This window comes from Lysobacter sp. Soil_C_59 (assembly GCF_057656415.1).
On record NZ_JBDGKK010000002.1, the window covers coordinates 40,003 to 59,506 of the forward strand.

At 67.8% G+C, this 19,504-nt stretch carries 18 protein-coding genes and 1 pseudogene; 7 read left to right on the forward strand and 12 right to left on the reverse strand.

The window, feature by feature from the left end:
• Nucleotides 1–28 precede the first annotated feature (28 nt).
• Complete coding sequence (locus AC3A3Q_RS03730) at nucleotides 29–1,987, reverse strand: M1 family metallopeptidase (protein WP_487584955.1); 1,959 nt, start codon at nucleotides 1,985–1,987, stop codon at nucleotides 29–31.
• Nucleotides 1,988–2,181: 194 nt separating this feature from the next.
• Nucleotides 2,182–2,994: a bifunctional demethylmenaquinone methyltransferase/2-methoxy-6-polyprenyl-1,4-benzoquinol methylase UbiE gene (gene ubiE, locus AC3A3Q_RS03735; protein WP_487584956.1), complete on the reverse strand. Its 813-nt coding sequence runs from the start codon at nucleotides 2,992–2,994 to the stop codon at nucleotides 2,182–2,184.
• A gap of 76 nt (nucleotides 2,995–3,070) precedes the next feature.
• On the opposite strand from ubiE, the pseudogene AC3A3Q_RS03740 reads away from it, so the two are divergent.
• From AC3A3Q_RS03740 to AC3A3Q_RS03770, 7 genes and pseudogenes are all read left to right on the forward strand, one after another.
• Nucleotides 3,071–4,648 (forward strand): annotated as a pseudogene (locus AC3A3Q_RS03740) (MFS transporter); the annotation flags it as partial.
• A gap of 71 nt (nucleotides 4,649–4,719) precedes the next feature.
• Nucleotides 4,720–5,829, forward strand: a complete 1,110-nt coding sequence (locus AC3A3Q_RS03745) for an HlyD family secretion protein (RefSeq protein WP_487584957.1) — start codon at nucleotides 4,720–4,722, stop codon at nucleotides 5,827–5,829.
• Nucleotides 5,830–5,860: 31 nt separating this feature from the next.
• Nucleotides 5,861–6,337: a GNAT family N-acetyltransferase gene (locus AC3A3Q_RS03750; RefSeq protein WP_487584958.1), complete on the forward strand. Its 477-nt coding sequence runs from the start codon at nucleotides 5,861–5,863 to the stop codon at nucleotides 6,335–6,337.
• A 27-nt stretch (nucleotides 6,338–6,364) separates the two neighbouring features.
• Nucleotides 6,365–6,820 (forward strand): nucleoside deaminase, encoded by a 456-nt coding sequence (locus AC3A3Q_RS03755; protein ID WP_487584959.1) that lies wholly within the window; start codon nucleotides 6,365–6,367, stop codon nucleotides 6,818–6,820.
• Between the two features lie 115 nt (nucleotides 6,821–6,935).
• Nucleotides 6,936–7,652, forward strand: coding sequence for an AraC family transcriptional regulator (locus AC3A3Q_RS03760; RefSeq protein WP_487584960.1), 717 nt, complete (start codon nucleotides 6,936–6,938; stop codon nucleotides 7,650–7,652).
• A gap of 44 nt (nucleotides 7,653–7,696) precedes the next feature.
• The gene (locus tag AC3A3Q_RS03765) at nucleotides 7,697–8,761 is read left to right on the forward strand and encodes a hypothetical protein (RefSeq protein ID WP_487584961.1); all 1,065 of its coding nucleotides are present in this window, start codon (nucleotides 7,697–7,699) and stop codon (nucleotides 8,759–8,761) included.
• A gap of 46 nt (nucleotides 8,762–8,807) precedes the next feature.
• The gene (locus AC3A3Q_RS03770) at nucleotides 8,808–9,257 is read left to right on the forward strand and encodes an OsmC family protein (RefSeq protein WP_487584962.1); all 450 of its coding nucleotides are present in this window, start codon (nucleotides 8,808–8,810) and stop codon (nucleotides 9,255–9,257) included.
• 128 nt (nucleotides 9,258–9,385) lie between these two features.
• Here AC3A3Q_RS03770 and hslU read toward each other — a convergent pair whose 3' ends face one another.
• The 10 genes from hslU to AC3A3Q_RS03820 form a co-directional block, all read right to left on the reverse strand.
• On the reverse strand, nucleotides 9,386–10,774 hold the full coding sequence (gene hslU, locus AC3A3Q_RS03775) for an ATP-dependent protease ATPase subunit HslU (RefSeq protein ID WP_487584963.1): 1,389 nt from the start codon (nucleotides 10,772–10,774) through the stop codon (nucleotides 9,386–9,388).
• 6 nt (nucleotides 10,775–10,780) lie between these two features.
• The gene (gene hslV, locus AC3A3Q_RS03780; protein WP_200607354.1) at nucleotides 10,781–11,332 is read right to left on the reverse strand and encodes an ATP-dependent protease subunit HslV; all 552 of its coding nucleotides are present in this window, start codon (nucleotides 11,330–11,332) and stop codon (nucleotides 10,781–10,783) included.
• Nucleotides 11,333–11,411: 79 nt separating this feature from the next.
• Nucleotides 11,412–12,347, reverse strand: a complete 936-nt coding sequence (gene xerC / locus AC3A3Q_RS03785; RefSeq protein ID WP_487584964.1) for a tyrosine recombinase XerC — start codon at nucleotides 12,345–12,347, stop codon at nucleotides 11,412–11,414.
• Nucleotides 12,348–12,351: 4 nt separating this feature from the next.
• On the reverse strand, nucleotides 12,352–13,026 hold the full coding sequence (locus AC3A3Q_RS03790; RefSeq protein ID WP_487584965.1) for a DUF484 family protein: 675 nt from the start codon (nucleotides 13,024–13,026) through the stop codon (nucleotides 12,352–12,354).
• Nucleotides 13,023–13,892 carry a diaminopimelate epimerase gene (dapF, locus tag AC3A3Q_RS03795; RefSeq protein ID WP_487584966.1) on the reverse strand — a complete coding sequence of 290 codons (870 nt, stop codon included), beginning with the start codon at nucleotides 13,890–13,892 and terminating at the stop codon, nucleotides 13,023–13,025. Before dapF ends, AC3A3Q_RS03790 begins: the two co-directional genes overlap by 4 nt.
• Complete coding sequence (gene lptM, locus AC3A3Q_RS03800; RefSeq protein ID WP_487584967.1) at nucleotides 13,885–14,202, reverse strand: LPS translocon maturation chaperone LptM; 318 nt, start codon at nucleotides 14,200–14,202, stop codon at nucleotides 13,885–13,887. Before lptM ends, dapF begins: the two co-directional genes overlap by 8 nt.
• Nucleotides 14,203–14,255: 53 nt before the next feature.
• Nucleotides 14,256–14,642 (reverse strand): YbaN family protein, encoded by a 387-nt coding sequence (locus AC3A3Q_RS03805; protein WP_487584968.1) that lies wholly within the window; start codon nucleotides 14,640–14,642, stop codon nucleotides 14,256–14,258.
• Nucleotides 14,642–16,789 carry a S9 family peptidase gene (locus tag AC3A3Q_RS03810; RefSeq protein WP_487584969.1) on the reverse strand — a complete coding sequence of 716 codons (2,148 nt, stop codon included), beginning with the start codon at nucleotides 16,787–16,789 and terminating at the stop codon, nucleotides 14,642–14,644. Before AC3A3Q_RS03810 ends, AC3A3Q_RS03805 begins: the two co-directional genes overlap by 1 nt.
• Before the next feature lie 36 nt (nucleotides 16,790–16,825).
• Nucleotides 16,826–18,958 (reverse strand): prolyl oligopeptidase family serine peptidase, encoded by a 2,133-nt coding sequence (locus AC3A3Q_RS03815; protein ID WP_487584970.1) that lies wholly within the window; start codon nucleotides 18,956–18,958, stop codon nucleotides 16,826–16,828.
• 114 nt (nucleotides 18,959–19,072) lie between these two features.
• Entirely contained in the window at nucleotides 19,073–19,408 is a 336-nt protein-coding gene (locus AC3A3Q_RS03820) for a hypothetical protein (RefSeq protein WP_487584971.1), read from the reverse strand.
• Nucleotides 19,409–19,504 lie beyond the last annotated feature (96 nt).

Consider the following 19,504-nt stretch of genomic DNA (forward strand, 5'->3'; position numbering starts at 1 on the left):
GCCGCGCGAAAGGGAGGGCACGGAGCGGTTACTGCTTGGCGGTCGCCTGCTGCGCCTTGGCGATCGCCGCTTCAACCGACTCGGTGGTGATCGGGTGGTAGCCCGGTCGCGCCTTGGCGAAGGTGTCCTGCGCCAGCTTCAGGCCTGCAGGCGTTTTCACCAGTTCGCTGTAGGTCGGCATGATCAGCTTGCGGCGGCCGATACGTTCCAGGAACGCGGCGATCGCGTCGTTGGCCTGCGTGTAGCCACTGCGCACGGCGAGCGGATACCAGCGCTGGGCGATCTCGCCGTTCGGCGTGCCGGTGAAGTGGTAAGCGGCATCGAGCGCAGCCAGCTGCTCGGGCTTGAGCGTTTCGGGCATGCCGTCGATGAAGTGCACCCATTCCTGCGTGCTCCACTTCGCGGTCGCGTCCTTGGCAGGCAGCGTGCCGGCGTCAAGCCATGCCTTGCGCGCGGCATCGACCGCATCGAAACGCGGCGAGACCGTCTTGGGTGCATCGGCCGGGACGCCCGGCTGGTAGATCCATTCGTCGAGTTCGGCTTCGCTCACCTTGCCCGGGTTCTTGGCGAGCAGGTTGGCCTTGGCGTACTCGATGAACGTGGTGGTCGGGATGCTCTGGAAGGCGAAGTGGTCGAAGTAGCCCTTCAGGAACGGATCGAACACATCGCGGCCGTAGCGCTCCTCGAGGAACTGCAGGAACCAGGCGCCCTTGGTGTAGACGGTCGAGCTGCTGGAGTCATCGGGGTCGCTCACCGTGCCCGGGCGCTGTGCCAGCACCTGCAGCTTCGGATCGATTTCCTTGTACTCGGCGGCGAGCTCGTTGCGCGAGATCACCTTCTCCATGTCGGCTGCTTCCTTGCCGTACAGGTCTTCGACGATGCGGTTCTCGACGTAGCTGGTGAAGCCTTCGTTGAGCCAGCTGTCCTTGGGCGTGGAGAACGTCACCAGGTTGCCCGACCAGCTGTGCGCCAGCTCGTGCGCGACCAGCGACACCAGCGACTTGTCGCCGACGATCACGGTCGGCGTGGCGAAGGTCATGCGCGGGTTTTCCATGCCGCCATACGGGAACGACGGCGGCAGCACGAGGATGTCGTAACGCTCCCAGCGGTACGGGCCGTACAGGCGCTCGGCCGTCTGCATCATCTTCTCGGTGTCGTCGAATTCCTTCGCCGCCTTCTTCACCATCGCCGGCTCCGCCCAGACGCCGGCGCGGCCGCTGATCGGCTGGAACACCAGGTCGCCGGCGGCGATCGCCAGCAGGTACGACGGGATCTTCTGCGGCATGGTGAAGGTGTAGTCGCCGTCACGCACCGCCGCGCCCTTATCTACCGCGTCATCGATGGCGGCGCTCATCAGCACCATCGCGTCCTTGGGCGAGGTCACGTGCGCGGTGTAGGTGAAGCGCACCTGCGGCGTGTCCTGCAACGGCACCCACGAGCGTGCGTGGATCTGCTGCGACTGGCTGAACATGAAGGGCGTCTTCTTGCCTTCGGTCATCGCCGGCGTCAGCCACTGCAGGCCCGATGCGTCGGGCGAGGTGTGGTAGGTGACGCGGATGCGCTTGTTGCGTGCCGGTGCATCGATCACGAACTTGTTGCCGAGGGTCTTGGCCTTGTCGCCGACCTTCCACGTCAGGTCGTCCCACTTGCCGTCGGCGCGCTCGCCGACGACTTTCTCGACAGTGATGTCGCGCGAGTCCAGCACCAGCTGCGTCGCCTTCGGGTCGGTCCAGTCCAGGGTGTAGGTCGCGCTGCCACTGAGCTGCTTCTTGTCGAAGTCGACGTTGAGCATCAGGGCGAGGTCGTTGATGCGGACCTTGGACGGTTCGGCGTAGGAGAACTCGTCGACGATGGCGGTGGACTTCTGGTCGGATGCGGCCACGGCGGCGGCCTCCAGGGAAGCGGTGGCGGCCGGGGGCGCGGCATCGCGCGAGCAACCGGCGGCAAGGGCGGCGACGAGGCAGAGGGACAGGATCGAATGACGCATGTGGGCCCACGACGGACAGGGTGAGCGGTCGAGTTTAGCGCCTCGCCGGGCGGTGGGCACCGGGCGCGGCGGGGCCTCCAGCGTGAACTGGAGCACAGTCAAGATGGGTCCCGGCGTTCGCCGGGATGACGGTGCGGGGGCTGGGGGCGTGAGGGCCTGGGTCCCGGCGTTCGCCGGGACGACGGTTACAGGTCCTAGACCTTGTAGCCGGTGTGGATCGCGACGATGCCGCCCGACAGGTTGCGGTAGTCGCAACGTGCGAAGCCGGCCGCCTGCATCATCGCCTTCAGCTCGTCCTGCGGCGGGTGCTTGCGGATGCTTTCGGCCAGATACTGGTAACTGTCGGAATCGTTGGCAAAGAGCTTGCCAAGCTGCGGCAGCACCTTGAAGGAATGGAAGTCGTAGATCGGCTTGAACCAGTCGGCCTTCACTTCCGAGAATTCCAGCACGCGCGCCTGGCCGCCGACCTTCAGCACGCGGTGCATCTCGCGCAGCGCCGCGTCCTTGTCGGTGACGTTGCGCAGACCGAAGGCAATGGTGACCAGGTCGAAGCTGGCATCCGGGAACGGCAGCTTCTCGGCGTTCATCTGCACGTATTCGAAGCCGGCGACCTTGCCCATGTCGGTCATGCGGTCGCGGCCGACGCGCAGCATCTCGCCGTTGATATCGCCCAGAACAATGCAACCTTCGTACCGGCCATCCTGAGCCTGTCGAAGGACGCGGTCGCGCAGCAGCAGGGCGATGTCGCCGGTGCCGCCGGCCAGGTCGAGGACGCGGTCCCCGCGCTTGACCTGGGCGGTGCCGACGAAATAGCGCTTCCACACGCGGTGCACGCCCAACGACATAAGGTCGTTCATCAGGTCGTACTTGCTGGCGACCGAGGAGAAGACCTGGCCGACCAGCTTCTGCTTCTCGCCGGTGGGTACGTCGCGGAAGCCGAAGTGCGTGGTGCCGGGCTTGTCGCCGGGCTTGTCGGAGCCTGGCTTGTCGGAGCTTGACTGGTTCATCCGGCGATTATCGCATCAAGTGCAATTCCCGGGCCCGCCCCCTAGGCCTGCCCGGGTCCCGAGGAGCCACGCTGCCATGAGCCAGGTTGCTCCCCGTGAATGGTTGCCGCACGAGCGGCCACTGTTTCCGGGCTCGCCCTCGACGCCGCACCACCCCACCTGGCTGCGCTGGGCGTTCGGGCTGACCGGCGCGCTGGTGGCGATCACCGGCAGCCTCGGCAATGCCATGGTCACCACCAACCTGCTCCAGTTGCAGGGGTCGCTCGGGGTGACGGCCACGGAGATCGCCTGGCTTCCGGCGGCCTACGTGATGACCAACGTCTCGGCCAACCTCATCCTGATCAAGTTCCGACAGCAGTTCGGCCTGCGCCTGTTCACCGAGATCAGCCTGGTGCTGTATGCGCTGGTCACGTTCGGGCACCTGTTCGTGCACGGACCGGGCTCGGCCATCGCGGTGCGCGCAGCGCACGGCATCGTCGGCGCGGCGCTGACCACGCTGGGCGTGTTCTACATGATCCAAGCGCTGCCGGCGCAGCACCGCCTGCGCGCGCTGGCCATCGGCATCGGTGTGAGCCAGATCGGCGCGCCCATCGCGAGGGTGATCTCCCCCGACCTGCTCGAGTTCGGAGAGTGGCGCGGCCTGTATCTGTTCGAGCTGGGCCTGGCCCTGCTGTCGCTGGGCGCGGTGCTGTTGCTGCGACTGCCGCCGGGCGATCGCTACAAGGTGTTCGAACGGCTTGATGCACTGTCCATCACCCTGCTGTCGGTCGGCATGGCCCTGCTCTGCGCGGTGCTGTCGCTGGGACGGATCGTCTGGTGGCGCGAGGCGTCATGGATCGGCTGGTGCCTGGCCGGCTCGATCGTGCTGGTGGCCGCCGGCGTCGCGGTCGAGCACTTCCGCGCCAACCCGCTGATCAACACGCGCTGGCTCAGCAGCGGGCTGATGCTGCGCCTTGGCATCGCGATCATCCTGCTGCGCATGGCGCTGTCGGAGCAGAGCGTCGGTGCGGTGGGATTCCTGCAGGCGATGGGCCTGACCAACGAGCAGATGCGCGGCCTGTTCGCGGTGGTGCTGCTGGGCTGCATCATCGGCATCGCCACCAGCGCGATGACGGTCAGGCCGGTGCTGACGCGCGTGCCGGCGCTGATTGCGTTGACGTGCATCCTCATCGGCGCGCTGATGGATGCGTATTCGAACAATCTGACGCGGCCGCCGCAGTTGATGGTCAGCCAGTTCCTGATCGGCTTCGGCAGCACATTCTTCCTTGCGCCTGCGCTGATCGCCGGCGTCGGCAGCGTGATCGCGCAGCCGCGCAACCTGATCAGCTTCTTCGTGATGTTCTCGATCACCCAGAACGTCGGCGCGCTGTTCGGCTCGGCATTCCTCAGCACCTTCCAGGTGATCCGCGAGAAGTACCACTCCAGCCAGCTGGTCGAGCCGTTGACCCTGCTCGACCCGCTGGTGGTCGCGCGCATCCAGTCCGGCGCCAACGTTTATGGACAGGCGGTGACCGACCCGGCGCTGCGCAATGCACAGGGGCTGAGGCAACTGGCCGCCGCGGCTTCACGCGAAGCCAATGTGCTTGCCTATAACGATGTCTACTTCGCCATCGCCGCCATCGCCGTGATGACCATGATCTGGCTCACGATCGTCGCCACCCGGGCGCGCCTGCAGGCCCGGCGCGAACGTCGGATCGCCGCCCACGCAGCCGCAGCCTCCACGCCATGAGCACACCCACCCCCACCGCGCCCTCGGCACCGCCGCAACCGGCACCCGCAGCCCCGCCGACGCCGCCGCCGCGCCCGCGCTGGCAGATCGCGATCTTCGCCGCAGTGGCGATAGGCGGCGCGCTGGTGGTGCTGTATGCCTGGCACCTGCCCCCCTTCCGCACGCCGATCCAGAGCACCGAGAACGCCTACGTTCGCGGCCAGGTCACGGTGATCAGCCCGCAGGTCAGCGGCTACGTCACCCGCGTGCCGGTGCGCGATTTCCAGCACGTGCGCAAGGGGCAACTGCTCGTGCAGATCGACGACCGCCTGTACCGCCAGCAGGTCGACCAGGCCAGCGCGCAGCTGCAGGCCGCGCGCGCCAATCTCGCCAACTGGACCCAGCAGCTGCGAAGCGCCCAGGCGAACGTGGCGCAGACCCGTGCCACGGTCGCCAGCAACAATGCACTGCACGTGCGCACCGCGGCGACCTTGAAACGCACCGACCGCCTGGCCGGACAGCAGTTGCTGTCGGCGCAGGACCTCGACAACGCCTTTGCCGCCAACGCCCAGGCCGTCGCTGGCCTCAACCAGTCGCGGGCAGCCGTCGAAGCGGCCGAACAGACCGTGCGCAGCGTCAGCGTAAATCGCGACGCGCTGGAGGCGGCGGTGGCCGGTGCCGAGGCCGCGGTCAAGCTGGCCCAGATCAACCTCGACCACACCCACATCGAAGCACCGCGCGACGGCCAGCTCGGCCAGGTGACGGTGCGCGAGGGCGCGTACGTCACCAACGGCACCCAGCTGATGGCGCTCGTGCCGGGCACGTTGTGGGTAGTGGCCAACTACAAGGAAACGCAGATGGAGGACATGCGCATCGGCCAGCCGGCGCGTTTCACCGTCGATGCGCTGGGCGGCAAGCGGTTGAACGGCCGCGTCCAGGAGATCTCGCCCGCGGCCGGTTCCGAGTTCAGCGTGCTGCCGGCCGACAACGCCACCGGCAACTTCGTCAAGATCGCCCAGCGCATCCCGGTCAAGGTCTCGATCGATGGCGGCCAGGAAGCCGCGGCGCGGCTGCGCCCGGGCATGTCGGTGGTGGCCGAGATCGACACGTCCGCCGAAGGCGACTGAGATTGCCGGCCGTCGCTGGCATCATGGCGGCATGAGCGAGACCCCATCGATCCGCTGGCAGGCGCTGCACTTCCGCGAGCTCGACATCGACACGCTGTACGCGCTGCTGATGCTGCGCTCGGAAGTGTTCGTGGTCGAACAGAACTGCGTGTACCTCGACCCGGACGGCAAGGACCGGCATCCGCAGACCCTCCACCTGATCGGACGTGCCGACAACGGTGAGCTGGCCGCTTACCTGCGCATCCTGCCGCCCGGACTGAGCTTCCCGCAGGTCAGTTTCGGCCGCGTGCTGACCGCGCCGGCCTACCGTGGCCGCGGCCTCGGCGACCCGATGCTGCATGCGGCGCTGGAGCAGATCGAGGCGCGCTGGCCCGGCGCCGACATCCAGATCGGCGCGCAGGAGCACCTGCAGGCTTATTACGGCAAGCACGGCTTCGTGCCGTCATCGGAGCCTTATCTGGACGACGGTGTGCCGCACATCGACATGCTCCGCCGCGCTCCCCGATAGACTCAGCGCAAAAGCACAGGTGCCTCCATGATCGCCACGCCCGACTACCGCGCACTGCTCGCCACCGCCGTCGCCGAAGCCCGCCAGGGCCTGGCCGAAGGTGGCATCCCGATTGGCGCGGCGCTGTACCACCGCGACGGCAACCTGCTCGGTTGCGGCCACAACCGCCGCATCCAGGAAGGCGATCCGTCGGTGCACGGCGAAACCGATGCCTTCCGCAAGGCCGGCCGCCAGCGCCGCTACCGCGACACGATCATGGTCACCACGCTGGCGCCGTGCTGGTACTGCAGCGGACTGGTGCGGCAGTTCAACATCGGCACGGTGGTGGTCGGCGAATCGGTCAACTTCCGCGGCGGCATCGACTGGCTGCGCGAGAACGACGTCGAGGTCATCGACCTCAACGACGGCGAGTGCATCGACATGCTGGGCGACTACATCGCCGCGCACCCGGACGTGTGGAACGAGGACATCGGCGAGGACTGACCGGCCGCTTCAACGGTTGCCGCGGTCGCGGCATCCAACCCGGGTGCGCGGATGAACGAGACGATCGTGACTTCCGCCCGATGCCCCCACCGCCGCCGTCGCGCAGGATGCCGCCATGCCCGCCCATGAGTACGAGACCCGCCACGACGCCGGGGACACGCTGCGCACGCATCGCCACGACGGCGCCTATGCGGCGCTGGTGCTGGACGGCAGCTACGTGGAAGCCAGCGCCGACGGCCCGGTCGAATGCACCCCGGGCACGCTGGTGCTGCATCCACGCTGGCACGCCCACGGCAACCGCTTCGGCCGCAACGGCGCCAAGGTGATCAACCTGGACCTGGACGAAGCGTTTCCGGTGGATACCGGCGGCCTGGCATTGCGGGTCCTCCGGGTGGCGAACCTGGCCGACGCTGGCGCCGTGTTCGCACGCGCGCATCACCATCTCGATGACCTGCTGCGGGCCTGCACCCCCGCCGATGACCCTGCCCTGCACGACTGGCAGCCCGCCTTCCTGCACGAGCTGCAGCACGGCGATCTGCCGGTGTCGCTGCTGGCGCGCCGCGCAGGCGTGTCCCTGGCCCATGCCTCGCGCAGCTTCCTGCGTTCGCACGGCATGCCGCCGCAACTGCTGCGGCGCGAACTGCGTTGCCGGCAGGCGCTGGCGATGCTCGGCGGCGACGCGGCCCTGGCCGAGGTCGCCGCGGCCAGCGGCTTCAGCGACCAGAGCCACCTGAACCGGACGCTGCGGCTCGCCACCGGCGCCACGCCGAGGCAGTTGCGCCACCAGATCAAATGCGTTCAAGACCGGTCGGTCGCCCTTCGACTGCAATAGGGGCGAAGGCGGCACCCCGACCGCCACCCCCGAATGGAATCCAGATGAAGTCCAAGGCCACCGTGTTCCTGTCGTCTGCCCTGCTGTGCACGGCGTTCGCCGCGACCGCCGCCGACGAACCGACCAGCAGCAAGACCGCGATAGCTGCCATCGCCGAATCCACCAGCGCCATCCTGCAGGGCGACAGCGCCCGCGCCGTGGCGGCACTGGAAGCGACTCCGGCGACCGGGTTCCTGGGCAAGGACGCCGACTACCGCGCCTGCATGCTCGAGCGCTACCACGCCCGCAAGCCGGTGCTGACCACGTCCACGATCGAGGACAAGTTCCTGCGCGGCGTGCTCGACGACTACCAGGACTACTGGTGGCGCTCGTTGGCGGCACCCGCGCAGCGCGACACACAGGAAGCGGCGCTGCTGGCGAAGCTGCACAAGCGCCTGGGCGCAAGCTCCGCCAAGGCGACCAGCATGGACGAGATCGAACCGGTGCTGCAGACGCAGTTGGAACAGCACGGCTACCACGCCCAGCTCGGCCGCACGCCGCCGCTGCGCGAATTGATGGTGTGGCGCAAACAGGACACGCGCATGTACGACGTGCAACTGCCGGAGGGCCCGTACACGGTTCGCGTCGAACTGCTCGACGATTTCGTCAGCCGCGGCTGGATGGCCTACGGTCGCTGCGAGCGCGGCTCTGCCGGTGGCTGGGCGACGGACAAGGCCCTGTATGCCGTCGTCGGCAGGTACACGCAGGGCCTCGACAGCGAAGAGTTCCGGGTCGTGTTCCTCGGCCACGAAACGCAGCACTTCGCCGACCAGAACGCGTTTCCGGGCATGGCACCGTGGGAGCTGGAGTACCGCGCCAAACTGGTCGAGCTGGCGCAGGGCCGCGAAGTCAGCGCCAAGCGGCTGGACTACATGTTGACCGCGCAGAGCGACGACATGAACTCGCCGCACACCTATGCCAACAAGCGCGTCGTCGCTGACCTGACCGCCCGCCTGGGCAAGTCGCCGGAAGCGGTCAGCATCGACGAGTTGCAGGTGGCCGCACGCGACCAGCTGCTGGAGGACACGCGCGAGCGCAAGGCCAAGTCGGCCACCGCAAACGCGAAGTAGACACGGCTGTGGCATCGTGGCGGCTCCCCCAACGCAGGAGCCGCCCATGTCCGAGCATCGCGCTTCAATCCACTGGCTTCGCAATGACGGCCAGTTCGATTCAGATGGTTATTCGCGCGACCACGAGTGGGCGTTCGAGGGCGGCCAGCGCATCACCGGTTCGGCCGCGCCGGAATACCTGGGCAACGCCGCTGGCGTGGATCCGGAGCAAGCCCTGGTGGTCGCCCTGTCGTCGTGCCACATGCTGACGCTGCTGGCGATCGCGGTGAAGAAAGGCTGGGTGGTCGATGACTACCTCGACGAGGCGGTCGGCACGCTGGAGAAGAACAGCGAAGGACGCCTGGCGGTGACGCGGGTGGTGTTGCGGCCGCGCATCGTGTTCGCGGCGGGCAAGGGGCCGGATGCGGAGGCGCTGGTGAAGCTGCATGAGTCGGCGCACCGAAACTGCTTCATTGCCAATTCGGTGAAGACGCAGGTGACGGTCGAAGCGCGCTGAGGCGCGCTTCCCCTCTCCCTGGCTGCTTCGCAGCCTGTCCCTCTCCCACAAGGGGAGAGGGTTAAGGCACTTCCCTTCTCCCCTTGTGGGAGAAGGTGCCCGAAGGGCGGAAGAGGGGCGCTTTTGCCTTAGAGGATGTACCGGCTCAAATCCGGATCCTTCACCAGTTCGCCCAGGTGCGACTCCACGTACGCCCGGTCGATGGTGATCGCCTGGCCACCGCGATCGGGCGCTTCATAGCTCAGCGTATCGAGCAGGCGCTCGAGCACCGTGTGCAGTCGCCGCGCGCCGATGTTCTCCTGGCGCTCGTTCACCTGCGCGGCGATCTCGGCCAGTCGTTCCACCGCGTCGGCACCGAACTGCACGGCGACGCCTTCGGTCTTGAGCAGCTCGACGTACTGCGTGACCAGCGCCGCCTTCGGCTCGGTCAGGATGCGGACGAAATCGTCCTTGCTCAGCGCGGTCAGTTCGACGCGGATCGGGAAGCGGCCCTGCAGCTCCGGGATCAGGTCGCTCGGCTTGGCCAGGTGGAACGCGCCCGACGCAATGAACAGGATGTGGTCGGTCTTGACCGGGCCGTACTTGGTGCTCACGGTCGAACCTTCCACCAGCGGCAGCAGGTCGCGCTGCACGCCCTCGCGGCTGACATCGCCGCCGCCCACGTTTTCACCACGCTTGGCGACCTTGTCGATCTCGTCGATGAAGACGATGCCGTGCTGCTCGCAGGCTTCGATCGCGGCCTCGCGAACGTCATCTTCGTTGACCAGCTTGCCGGCCTCGTCCTCGGTCAGCTGCTGGCGCGCGGTGCGGATCGCCATGGTCTTCTTGTGGGTCTTGGCACCGGCGACCTGCGAGAACATCTGCCGCAGCTGCTGGCCCATCTCTTCCATGCCGGGCGGCGCCATGATGTCGACGCCGACGTTGACCGCGGTTTCGATCTCGATCTCGCGGTCGTCGAGCGCGCCGCTGCGCAGTTGCTTGCGCAGCTTGGCGCGGGTCTCGTTGTCCTGCGACGAGGGTTCGTCCTTGGCGGCTTCGGCGGCGTTGAATCCGAACACGGTGCTGGTGGCGCCGGCGCGACGCGGCAGCAGTGCATCGAGGATGCGCTCCTCGGCGCGTTCCTCGGCCTGTGTGCGCACCTTCTGCTTGGCCTGCTCGCGGTACAGCTTGACCGCGGTGTCGGCCAGGTCGCGGACGATCTGCTCGACGTCCTTGCCGACGTAGCCCACTTCGGTGAAACGCGTGGCTTCGACCTTCACGAACGGCGCGTTGGCGAGCGTCGCCAGGCGGCGCGCGATCTCGGTCTTGCCGACGCCGGTGGGGCCGATCATCAGGATGTTCTTCGGCATCACTTCATTGCGCAGATCGTCGTCGAGCTGCATGCGGCGCCAGCGGTTGCGCAGCGCGATGGCGACCGCGCGCTTGGCCGCGTGCTGGCCGACGATGTGGCGGTCGAGCTCCTGCACGATCTCGCGCGGAGTCATGGTGGCGTGACTGGTATCGGGCTTGATGGGCATGGGGGATCAGAGCTCTTCGATGACGACGTTGCGGTTCGTGTAGATGCACACGTCGCCGGCGATGTTGATGGCCTCGGTGGCAATGGTGCGGGCGTCGAGCTGGGTGTGCGCGATCAGCGCGCGCGCGGCCGACAGCGCGTACATGCCGCCCGAACCAATGGCGATGATGCCGTCCTCCGGCTCGATCACGTCGCCGGTGCCGCTGATGATCAGCGAGGTGTCGCGGTCGGCGACCGCGAGCAGCGCTTCGAGCTTGCCCAGGCGGCGCTCGGTGCGCCAATCCTTGGCCAGTTCGACGGCGGCGCGGGCAAGCTGCCCGTGCTTCTCGAGCTTGGCCTCGAACAGTTCGAACAGGGTGAACGCATCGGCGGCAGCGCCGGCGAAGCCGGCCAGCACCTGACCGTCGCGGCCGAGGCGGCGGACCTTGCGGGCGTTGGCTTTCATCACGGTGTGGCCAAGGGTGACCTGGCCGTCGCCGGCGACGGCGACGCGGCCGTCGCGGCGCACCGACACGATGGTGGTGGCGTGGAAGACGTTGGGGTTCTGGCTCGGGTCCATGGGGACCTCCGGGGGGGACCGGAACGAGATGGGGTCTGGCGGGGCGGCTTTTCAAGGCGGCCCGGGAGAGGGGACGCCCTTACGGCTTCCGCTTCGCCCGCGGATGCGCCGCGTCATACACCTTCGCCAGGTGCTGGTAATCCAGGTGCGTGTAGATCTGCGTCGTGGCGATGTCGGCATGGCCAAGCAGTTCCTGCACGCCGCGCAGGTCGCCGGACGATTCCAGGATGTGGCTGGCGAACGAGTGCCGCAGCAGATGCGGGTGCACGCGCTTGAACAACCCCTGGCGCTGCGCGAGCTGGCGCAGACGCAGCTGCACCGCGCGCGGCGTGATCGGTCCACCGCCGCGCCCCGGGAATACCGCAGCGTCATTTGCGGCGCCGGTCGACGCGTGCCATTCCTGCAGCGCGGCGCGCGCATGCCGGCCGACCGGCACGCTGCGCTGCTTGCTGCCCTTGCCGAGCACGTTCACCAGCGCGTCGGCCAGGTCGATGTCGCGCCAGCGCAGGCCGCACAACTCCGACAAACGCAGGCCGGACGAATAGAACAGTTCGAGCAGTGCGCGATCGCGCAGCCCGAGCGGTGCATCGGTCGGCACTTCGACCAAGGCCTTGGCTTCGTCCGGATCGAGCACCTGCGGCAACTTGCGCGGCGCCTTCGGCGAGCGGATCGCGGCGGCCGGACTCGCGCTCAAGCGGCCCTGGCGGACCAGCCAGGCGTAGAAACTGCGGCAGGCCGAGAGCCGGCGCTGCAGGCTTTTTGGCGACAGACCGCGGCGGTGTTCGGATGCGACGAAAGCGCGCACCTGTTCGGCGTGCAAGGCAGTGACGTCGACGGACTGCGTCCGCGCCCACTGCACCAGCGCCAGCAGATCGCGGCGATACGCATCGAGCGTATGCGCCGACATGCGCCGCTCGACCTGCAGGTGGGCAAGGTATTGCTCGACGGTCGGATCGGCACCCACCCCGTCTTCCCCGCGCAGGCGGGGATCGGGGGACTTTGCCTTCGCCTTCATCGACTCAGCCGTCGAACCGCTTCAATGCCGTCACCAGCGACTCGCCCATCATGCGCAGGAACAGCGTGCCCATGCCCGGGAAGAAGCGGTTCGCATCGCGGCTGCCCACCGCGACCATGCCCACGCCCGGCAGCGGCAGCAGCGCGGTCGACTGCACTTCCTCGGCGCGCACGCCGTACAGCACTGCGTGCTTCTCCGGCTGCAGGCGGCCGCACAGCGGTTCGCCATCGCCCAGGCAATCGCGGAACGGTTGCAGGCGCGCATCGTCCTGCGCGATCACCTGCATCCAGTCGACGTCGGCGATGCCGTCGACCGGCTTGAACACCACCAGCCGCACCAGGTCGCCGTTGAAATCCTCGGCCAGGCTGGCCGCCATCGCACGCAGCGTGTCGGCCGCGCTGTCCTGGCGCATCAGCGCCAGCGTGAGCTGGTGCGTGCGAACGGACAGGCGTTCGTTCTCCTGCGCGTTGCCGAACAGTTCCTGCAGGCGCCGCGACAGTTCGCGGTTCTTGTCGCGCAGCACTTCCAGCTGATAGCTGGCCAGCGACGCCGCCGAGCCTTCCTCGCGCGGCACCACCAGGGTGACGGCCAGGTCGGGGAACTGCTGCAGGAACCGCGGGTGCCGGCGCAGCCAGGCCGCGATTTCGTGCGCGCCAAGCTTTTCCTGGGTCTCGTTCATTGGTTCCACTCCCCTTCGAACACGAATGCGGTCGGTCCGGACATCGTCAATGGCACGTCGTCGGCCGGCCAGGAAATCTGCAGGTCGCCACCGGGCAAGGCCACGGTGACGTCACGATCGACGAGGCCACGCCGCATCAGCACCGCCGCGGCGGCGCAGGCGCCACTGCCACAGGCCAGCGTCTCGCCGACACCGCGCTCGTACACGCGCAGGCGGATGCGCTGGCGCGACTCCACCTGGGCAAAACCGACGTTGACTGATTCCGGGAATGCGGTGTGCGACTGCAGCACCGGCGCGACGGTCTCCACCGGCGCGGCATCGACGTCCTCGACTTCGATCACCGCGTGCGGGTTGCCCATCGATACCGCGCCGAAGGTGAACACCGAATCGTTGCGCTCGACGACGTACTCGTCCTGGGCGCCGGCGAAGCCGTGCAGCGGGATGCTGGCCGGGGCGAAACGCGGCGTGCCCATGACGATGCGGTAGCGGCCCTCGCCGAGCTGCGTCACCGCGTGCGTGCCGACCGGGCTGTCGAGCAGGAAGTCCCTGGCCAGTTCGCGGCCATTGCCCTGCGCGTCGCGCACCAGCCAGGCGGCGATGCAGCGCGCGCCATTGCCGCACTGCTGCGACGAGGAGCCGTCGGCATTCCAGATGCGGTAGCGGGCGACGGCGTCGCTGCCCTGGGCATCCTCGACTGTCAGGATCTGGTCGCAGCCGACACCGACATGGCGATCGCCGAGCACGCGGCACAGTTCCGGCGAAGGTGCGGCGGCGGCGCCACGCAGATCCAGCACGACGAAGTCGTTGCCGGCGCCGTGCATCTTGCTGAACCGTACGGGCTTGCGCGCGTGCACGGGCTCAGCCATCGGTTTCGTCGGCCTGCTTGGGAAGCGTGCCGGGAACCGTGGTCGGCTCGGCGGTGCCCTTCTTCTTGCCGTCGATGTCGTCGGCATCCGTGGCGGGCACGGAAGTGGCCGGCTCTTCGCTCGTCGGCTCGTCGCTGGTGGGCGCCGGCTCGGCCGGCGGCGTCATCGGCGGCAGGGTCGACGGGTCGACCGGGATCGACTTGGGCGCCAGGATCAGCGGACCCTTGTTGCCGCAGCCGGCCAGGACCAGCGGCAGCGCGACCAGGGACAGCGCGATGAGGATCTGTCGTGGGGCGGGAGTTGCGTTCATGGCCGCAGTGTAGCCCGCGGCGATGAACGATTCGACGTGCGCCTGCGAGACGGTCAGCGCGGCGGCCGCGGCGGCTCCGGCCGTGCCCACAGCCAGACTGCGACCACGATCATGATCGCGGTCCCGGCAGCCGCCATCCACCAGCGTGGCGCGGTCAGGAACATGATCAGCGCGCAGGCGGACATCGTCGACACGGCCAGCCATTTGGCGCGACGGCTGACCGCGCCGTGTGCCTGCCAGTCGCGGATCATCGGGCCGAATTGCCGGTGCGCCAGCAGCCAGCCATGCAGCCGCTGCGAACCACGCGCAGCGGCAAAGGCCGACAGCAGCACGAAGGGCACCGTCGGCAGCCCGGGGATCACGATCCCGATCACCCCCAGGCCCAGGCTGACGTAGGCCAGCAGCCACCAGGCCCAACGCCAGCGGCCTGGCGTCGGCATCACTTGGCGGCGGTGGCCGTCGTGCCCGCGCCGGCCAGGCCCAGCTGGTCGAGCATGAATGCGTACATCTCCGACAACTCGCGGTAGCGGCGGAAGCGTCCCGACTTGCCGCCGTGGCCGGCGTCCATGTTGGTGCGGAACACGATCGGCTGCGTGCCGGCATCGAGGTCGCGCAGGCGCGCGATGTACTTCGCCGGCTCCCAGTACTGCACCTGCGAATCCCACAGGCCGGTGCCAACGAACATCGCCGGATAGGCCTGCTTCGACAGGTTGTCGTAGGGCGAGTACGACAGCATGTAGTCGTAGTACTCCTTCTTCTCCGGGTTGCCCCACTCGTCGTATTCGTTGGTGGTCAGCGGGATGCTCGGATCGAGCATGGTCGTGACCACGTCGACGAACGGCACCTGCGACAGGATCACCCGGTAGTCGCCGGGCGCCATGTTGCTGATCGCCCCCATCAGCAGGCCGCCGGCGCTGCCACCGTAGGCCGCGACGCGATCCTTGGCGGCATAGCCCTGCTTGACCAGGTCGTCGGTGACGTCGATGAAGTCGGTGAAGGTGTTCTTCTTGTGGAACAGCTTGCCGTCGTCGTACCACTTGCGGCCCATTTCCTGGCCGCCGCGGATGTGCGCGATGGCGTAGACCATGCCGCGGTCGAGCAGGCTCACCACCGGACCGTTGAAGCGCGGATCGGTCGAACTGCCGTAGCTGCCATAGGCGTACTGCAGCATCGCTGCCTTGCCGTTCTTCTCGAAGCCCTTCTTGTAGACCAGCGACACGGGCACCTTGACGCCGTCGCGGGCGGTCGCCCAGACGCGCTCGGTGACGTACCTCGTAGGGTCGTAGCCCAGCACCGGATCGCGCTTGAGCAGCTTGCGCTCGCCGGTGTCGACATTGACCTCGTAGGTGGTGCCCGGCGTGGTCAGCGAGGTGTAGCTGTAGCGCAACCACGGCGTGTCGTGCTCGGAGTTGACCGACAGGCCCATCGCGTAGGCCGGTTCGTCGGCCTTGACGAACTCTTCCTTGCCGTCCTTCTTGAGCAGGCGCAGGCGCTCGAGGCCGTCGGAACGCTCGGCCACGGCGGTGAAGCCGTCGAACAGCTCGAAGCCTTCGACGAAGACGTCCTCGCGGTGCGGCACCCAGTCCTTCCACTGCTTGCGCGAGGTCGCATCGCTGGGCGCGGTCACGAGCTTGAAGTTGGCGGCACCGTCGGCATTGGTGCGGATGACCCAGCGGCCGTCGAGGTGGTCGGCCTGGTACTCGACGTCGCGCTCGCGCGGCGCCAGCACCACGAACTTGTCGGGGTTGGCGGCCGGTGCGCAGCGCATTTCGCTCGACACCGTGCTCTCCACGCCGATGCAGATGTACTTGTCGTCGCGCGAGCGGTCGATGCCCATGTAGAAGCTGTCGTCCTTCTCCTCGTACACCAGCACGTCCTTCGACGCCGGCGTGCCGAGTACGTGCTTCTTCACGCGTACGGTGAGCAGGGTTTCCGGATCGTTCTCGACGTAGAACAAGGTGCGGTTGTCGTCGGCCCAGACGATGTTGGGCGACACGCCGGGGATCTCGTCGGCGTAGACCTCGCCGGTGGCGAGGTTCTTGAAGCGGATCGTGTACTGGCGACGGCCGACGGCATCGTCGGCCCAGGCCAGAATCTGGTTGTCCTGGCTGACTTCGTAATCGCCGACGCTGAAGTAGTCCTTGTCCTTGGCCATCGCGTTGACGTCGAGCAGGACCTGCTCGGGTGCGTCCATGTTGCCGCTGCGGCGAGCATGGATGGGATAGTCCTGGCCGGTCTCGAAGCGGCTGTAGTAGTAATAGCCGCGCTCGCGGTACGGCACCGAGCTGTCGTCCTGCTTGATGCGGCTGACGATCTCCTCGTACAGCTTGTTCTCCAGCGGCTTGAGCGGCGCCATCAGCGCGTCGACGTAGGCGTTCTCGGCATTGAGGTACGCCAGCATCTCCGGGTTCTTGCGCTTGTCGTCGCGCAGCCAGTAGTACTCGTCGTTGCGCTGCGCGCCGTGCGGCGCCTTGACCACGTGCGGCTTCCTGGCGGCATCGGGCGGGGTGGCGGCCGTCGCGGCGACGGTGGGGGTGGAGAGGGTCATGGTCAGGACAGCCGAAAGCAGGAGGGAAGTCGGGTTCATGGATGGGGTCCGGATGAGGGCGACACAATGGGTCGGCTACTGCTGGCTCAATTCATTCCACAGGAACGTGAATGCCAGGGCGCTCATGTGCGCTGCCTGGGCATTGTTGGCCGAACCGCCGTGGCCGCCCTCGATGTTCTCGTAGTAGCGCACGTCCTTCTTCGCCTCCAGCATCTTCGCCGCCATCTTGCGGGCGTGGCCCGGATGGACGCGGTCGTCGCGCGTGGAGGTCATGAAGATCACCGGCGGGTACTCGCGTTTTGCGTCGAACAGGTGGTACGGCGAGAAGGTGCGGATGTAGTCCCAGTCGGCGGTGTCCGGATCGCCGTACTCGGCCATCCACGACGCGCCGGCCAGCAGGTGGCTGTAGCGCTTCATGTCGAGCAGCGGCACCTGCACCACGACCGCGCCGAACAGCTCCGGGTACTGGGTCAGCATGTTGCCGGTGAGCAGGCCGCCGTTGCTGCCGCCCTGGACCCCCAGGTGCTCCCTGGAGGTGATCTTGCGCGCGACCAGGTCCTGGGCGACCGCGGCGAAGTCCTCGTAGGCCTTGTGGCGGTTGGCCTTGAGCGCGGCCTGGTGCCAGCGCGGACCGTACTCGCCGCCGCCGCGGATGTTGGCCACGGCGTATACGCCGCCCTTCTCCAGCCAGCCCTTGCCGACACTGCCGGAGTAGGCCGGGGTCAGCGAGATCTCGAAGCCGCCGTAGCCGTACAGCAGGGTCGGCGCCTTGCCGTCGAGCTTGAGGTTCTTCGGCCGCACCAGGAAGTACGGGACGCGGGTGCCGTCCTTCGACGTGGCGAAGTGCTGCTCGATCAGGTTATTGGCGCCGTCGAAGAACACCGGCATGGTCTTGAGCACTTCCGGACGCTCGCCCACCTGCGCCAGCGACAGCGTGGTCGGGGTGAGGTAGTCGGTGGCGGTCAGCCAGACCGCATCGCTGTCGTCCTCGTCGACCGCCGACACGGCGAGCGTGCCGAAGCCCGGCGCGCCGGTGAACTCGCTGTGCTCCCAGGCCTTGTCGCCGGGCGTGAGCACGCTGAGGCGGTTCTTGACGTCGTCGAGGACGTTGAGCACGAGGTGGTGGCGGGTCCAGCTGAAGCCGGCGAGCGAGGTGCTGTCGCTCGGCGCGAACAGCACGGTGAAGTCGCGCTTGCCGGCCATGAAATCGTCGAAGCGCGTGGCGATCAGGCTGCCCGCGGCCCAGGTCTGGCCGCCTGCGCTGTACGGATCACGCAGTTCCAGCAGCAGCCACTCACGATGAACCGACTTGTTTGCCGAGTTCGGTGCGTCGACCTTGCGCAGCTTGCCGTCGGCATCGCGCAGGTAGAGCTCGTCGTTGTAGAAGGCCAGCGTGCGGCTGACGAAGTCACGCGGGAAACCCGGGGTGTGGTCGTGGTTGGCGGCGATGTACAGGTCGGTCGCCTCTCCCTCGTAGACCACGCGCGCCTGGTCCAGCGGCGTGCCGCGCTTCCATTCCTTAACGATGCGCGGGTATCCGGAGCTGGTCATGGAGCCGGCTCCGAAATCGGTGAAGACATACACCGTGTCGCGGTCGATCCACTGCAGGCCGCCCTTGGCCTCGGGACGGAAGAAGCCGCCTTCGACCCAGGTCTTCGTCGCCAGGTCGAACTCGCGGGTGACGTCTGCATCGGCACCGCCGCGCGACAGCGCGATCAGGCAACGCGTGGGCATCTCGCCCTGGAGCTGGGGCTTGAGGCAGTCCGCCCCGTGCCAGACCCAGTTCTCGCCCTCGGCCTTGTTCAGCGCGTCGAGGTCGATGATGGTTTCCCACGTCGGCTTGTCCTTGCGGTATTCGGCCAGCGTGGTGCGGCGCCACAGGCCGCGCTCATGCTGCTTGTCCTTCCAGAAGTTGTAGTAGTGGTCGCCGATCTTCTCCACGCCCGGGATCTTGGCGTCGGAGTCGAGGATCGCGCGGATGTCGGACTCGAGCTGCTTGAACTGCGGCGTGGTCGTCAGCTCGGCCTCGGACTGGGCGTTGTGCTGCTTGACCCAGGTCAGCGCGCGCTCGCCCTGGACATCCTCGAGCCAGGCATAGGGGTCATCGGACACGTTGGGGGATTCCTTGGGGGCGGCGCCCACGGCCGACGAGGCGGCAAGTCCTGCGGTGATCAACAAGGTGTGGCAGGCCTGCGTCAGCGTCGGCATGGGCGGTCCGTGTTTGGCGGGTTGGCGTGGCGCCGGCGCCGGTGGCGCCGCAACCAATCAGGCCAAACGCTAGCACAGGGCCCGCGGCGGGCACCGTGCCGAAAGCCAACGGACTCAGGCGGCCTGCGAGTGCTTCCGGCGCGGGCTGGCCGTGCGCCGGCGGCGGGCCTGCTCGCCGCTGCGGCGACGCAGCCGCGGCTGCACATCGACGCCCGCTTCGTTGGCCGGCAGGCGGAAGCGGTGCAGCGCCCACCAGGCGCACAGCGGCATCGCCAGCAGCCACAGCGGCATCCAGCCGAGTGTGTCGCTGAAACCGCGCGCGGCCGGGAGCAGCAGCACCAGCACCGCGCCGATGGCGACGGCATGGCGGAGCAGGTCGTCCAGGCCGGGGCCGATGGCCTCGACGTCCTGGCGGGTCGAGTCTGCAGGGATGCGGTCTTGACGGTTCATGGCGCTGGCTCCTGGGTGGATGGAGCGAGCGTGCTGGGGCGGGGTCTCAGGGGCTGCGACAGTTACCCGTCATTCCCGCGCAGGCGGGAACCCAGC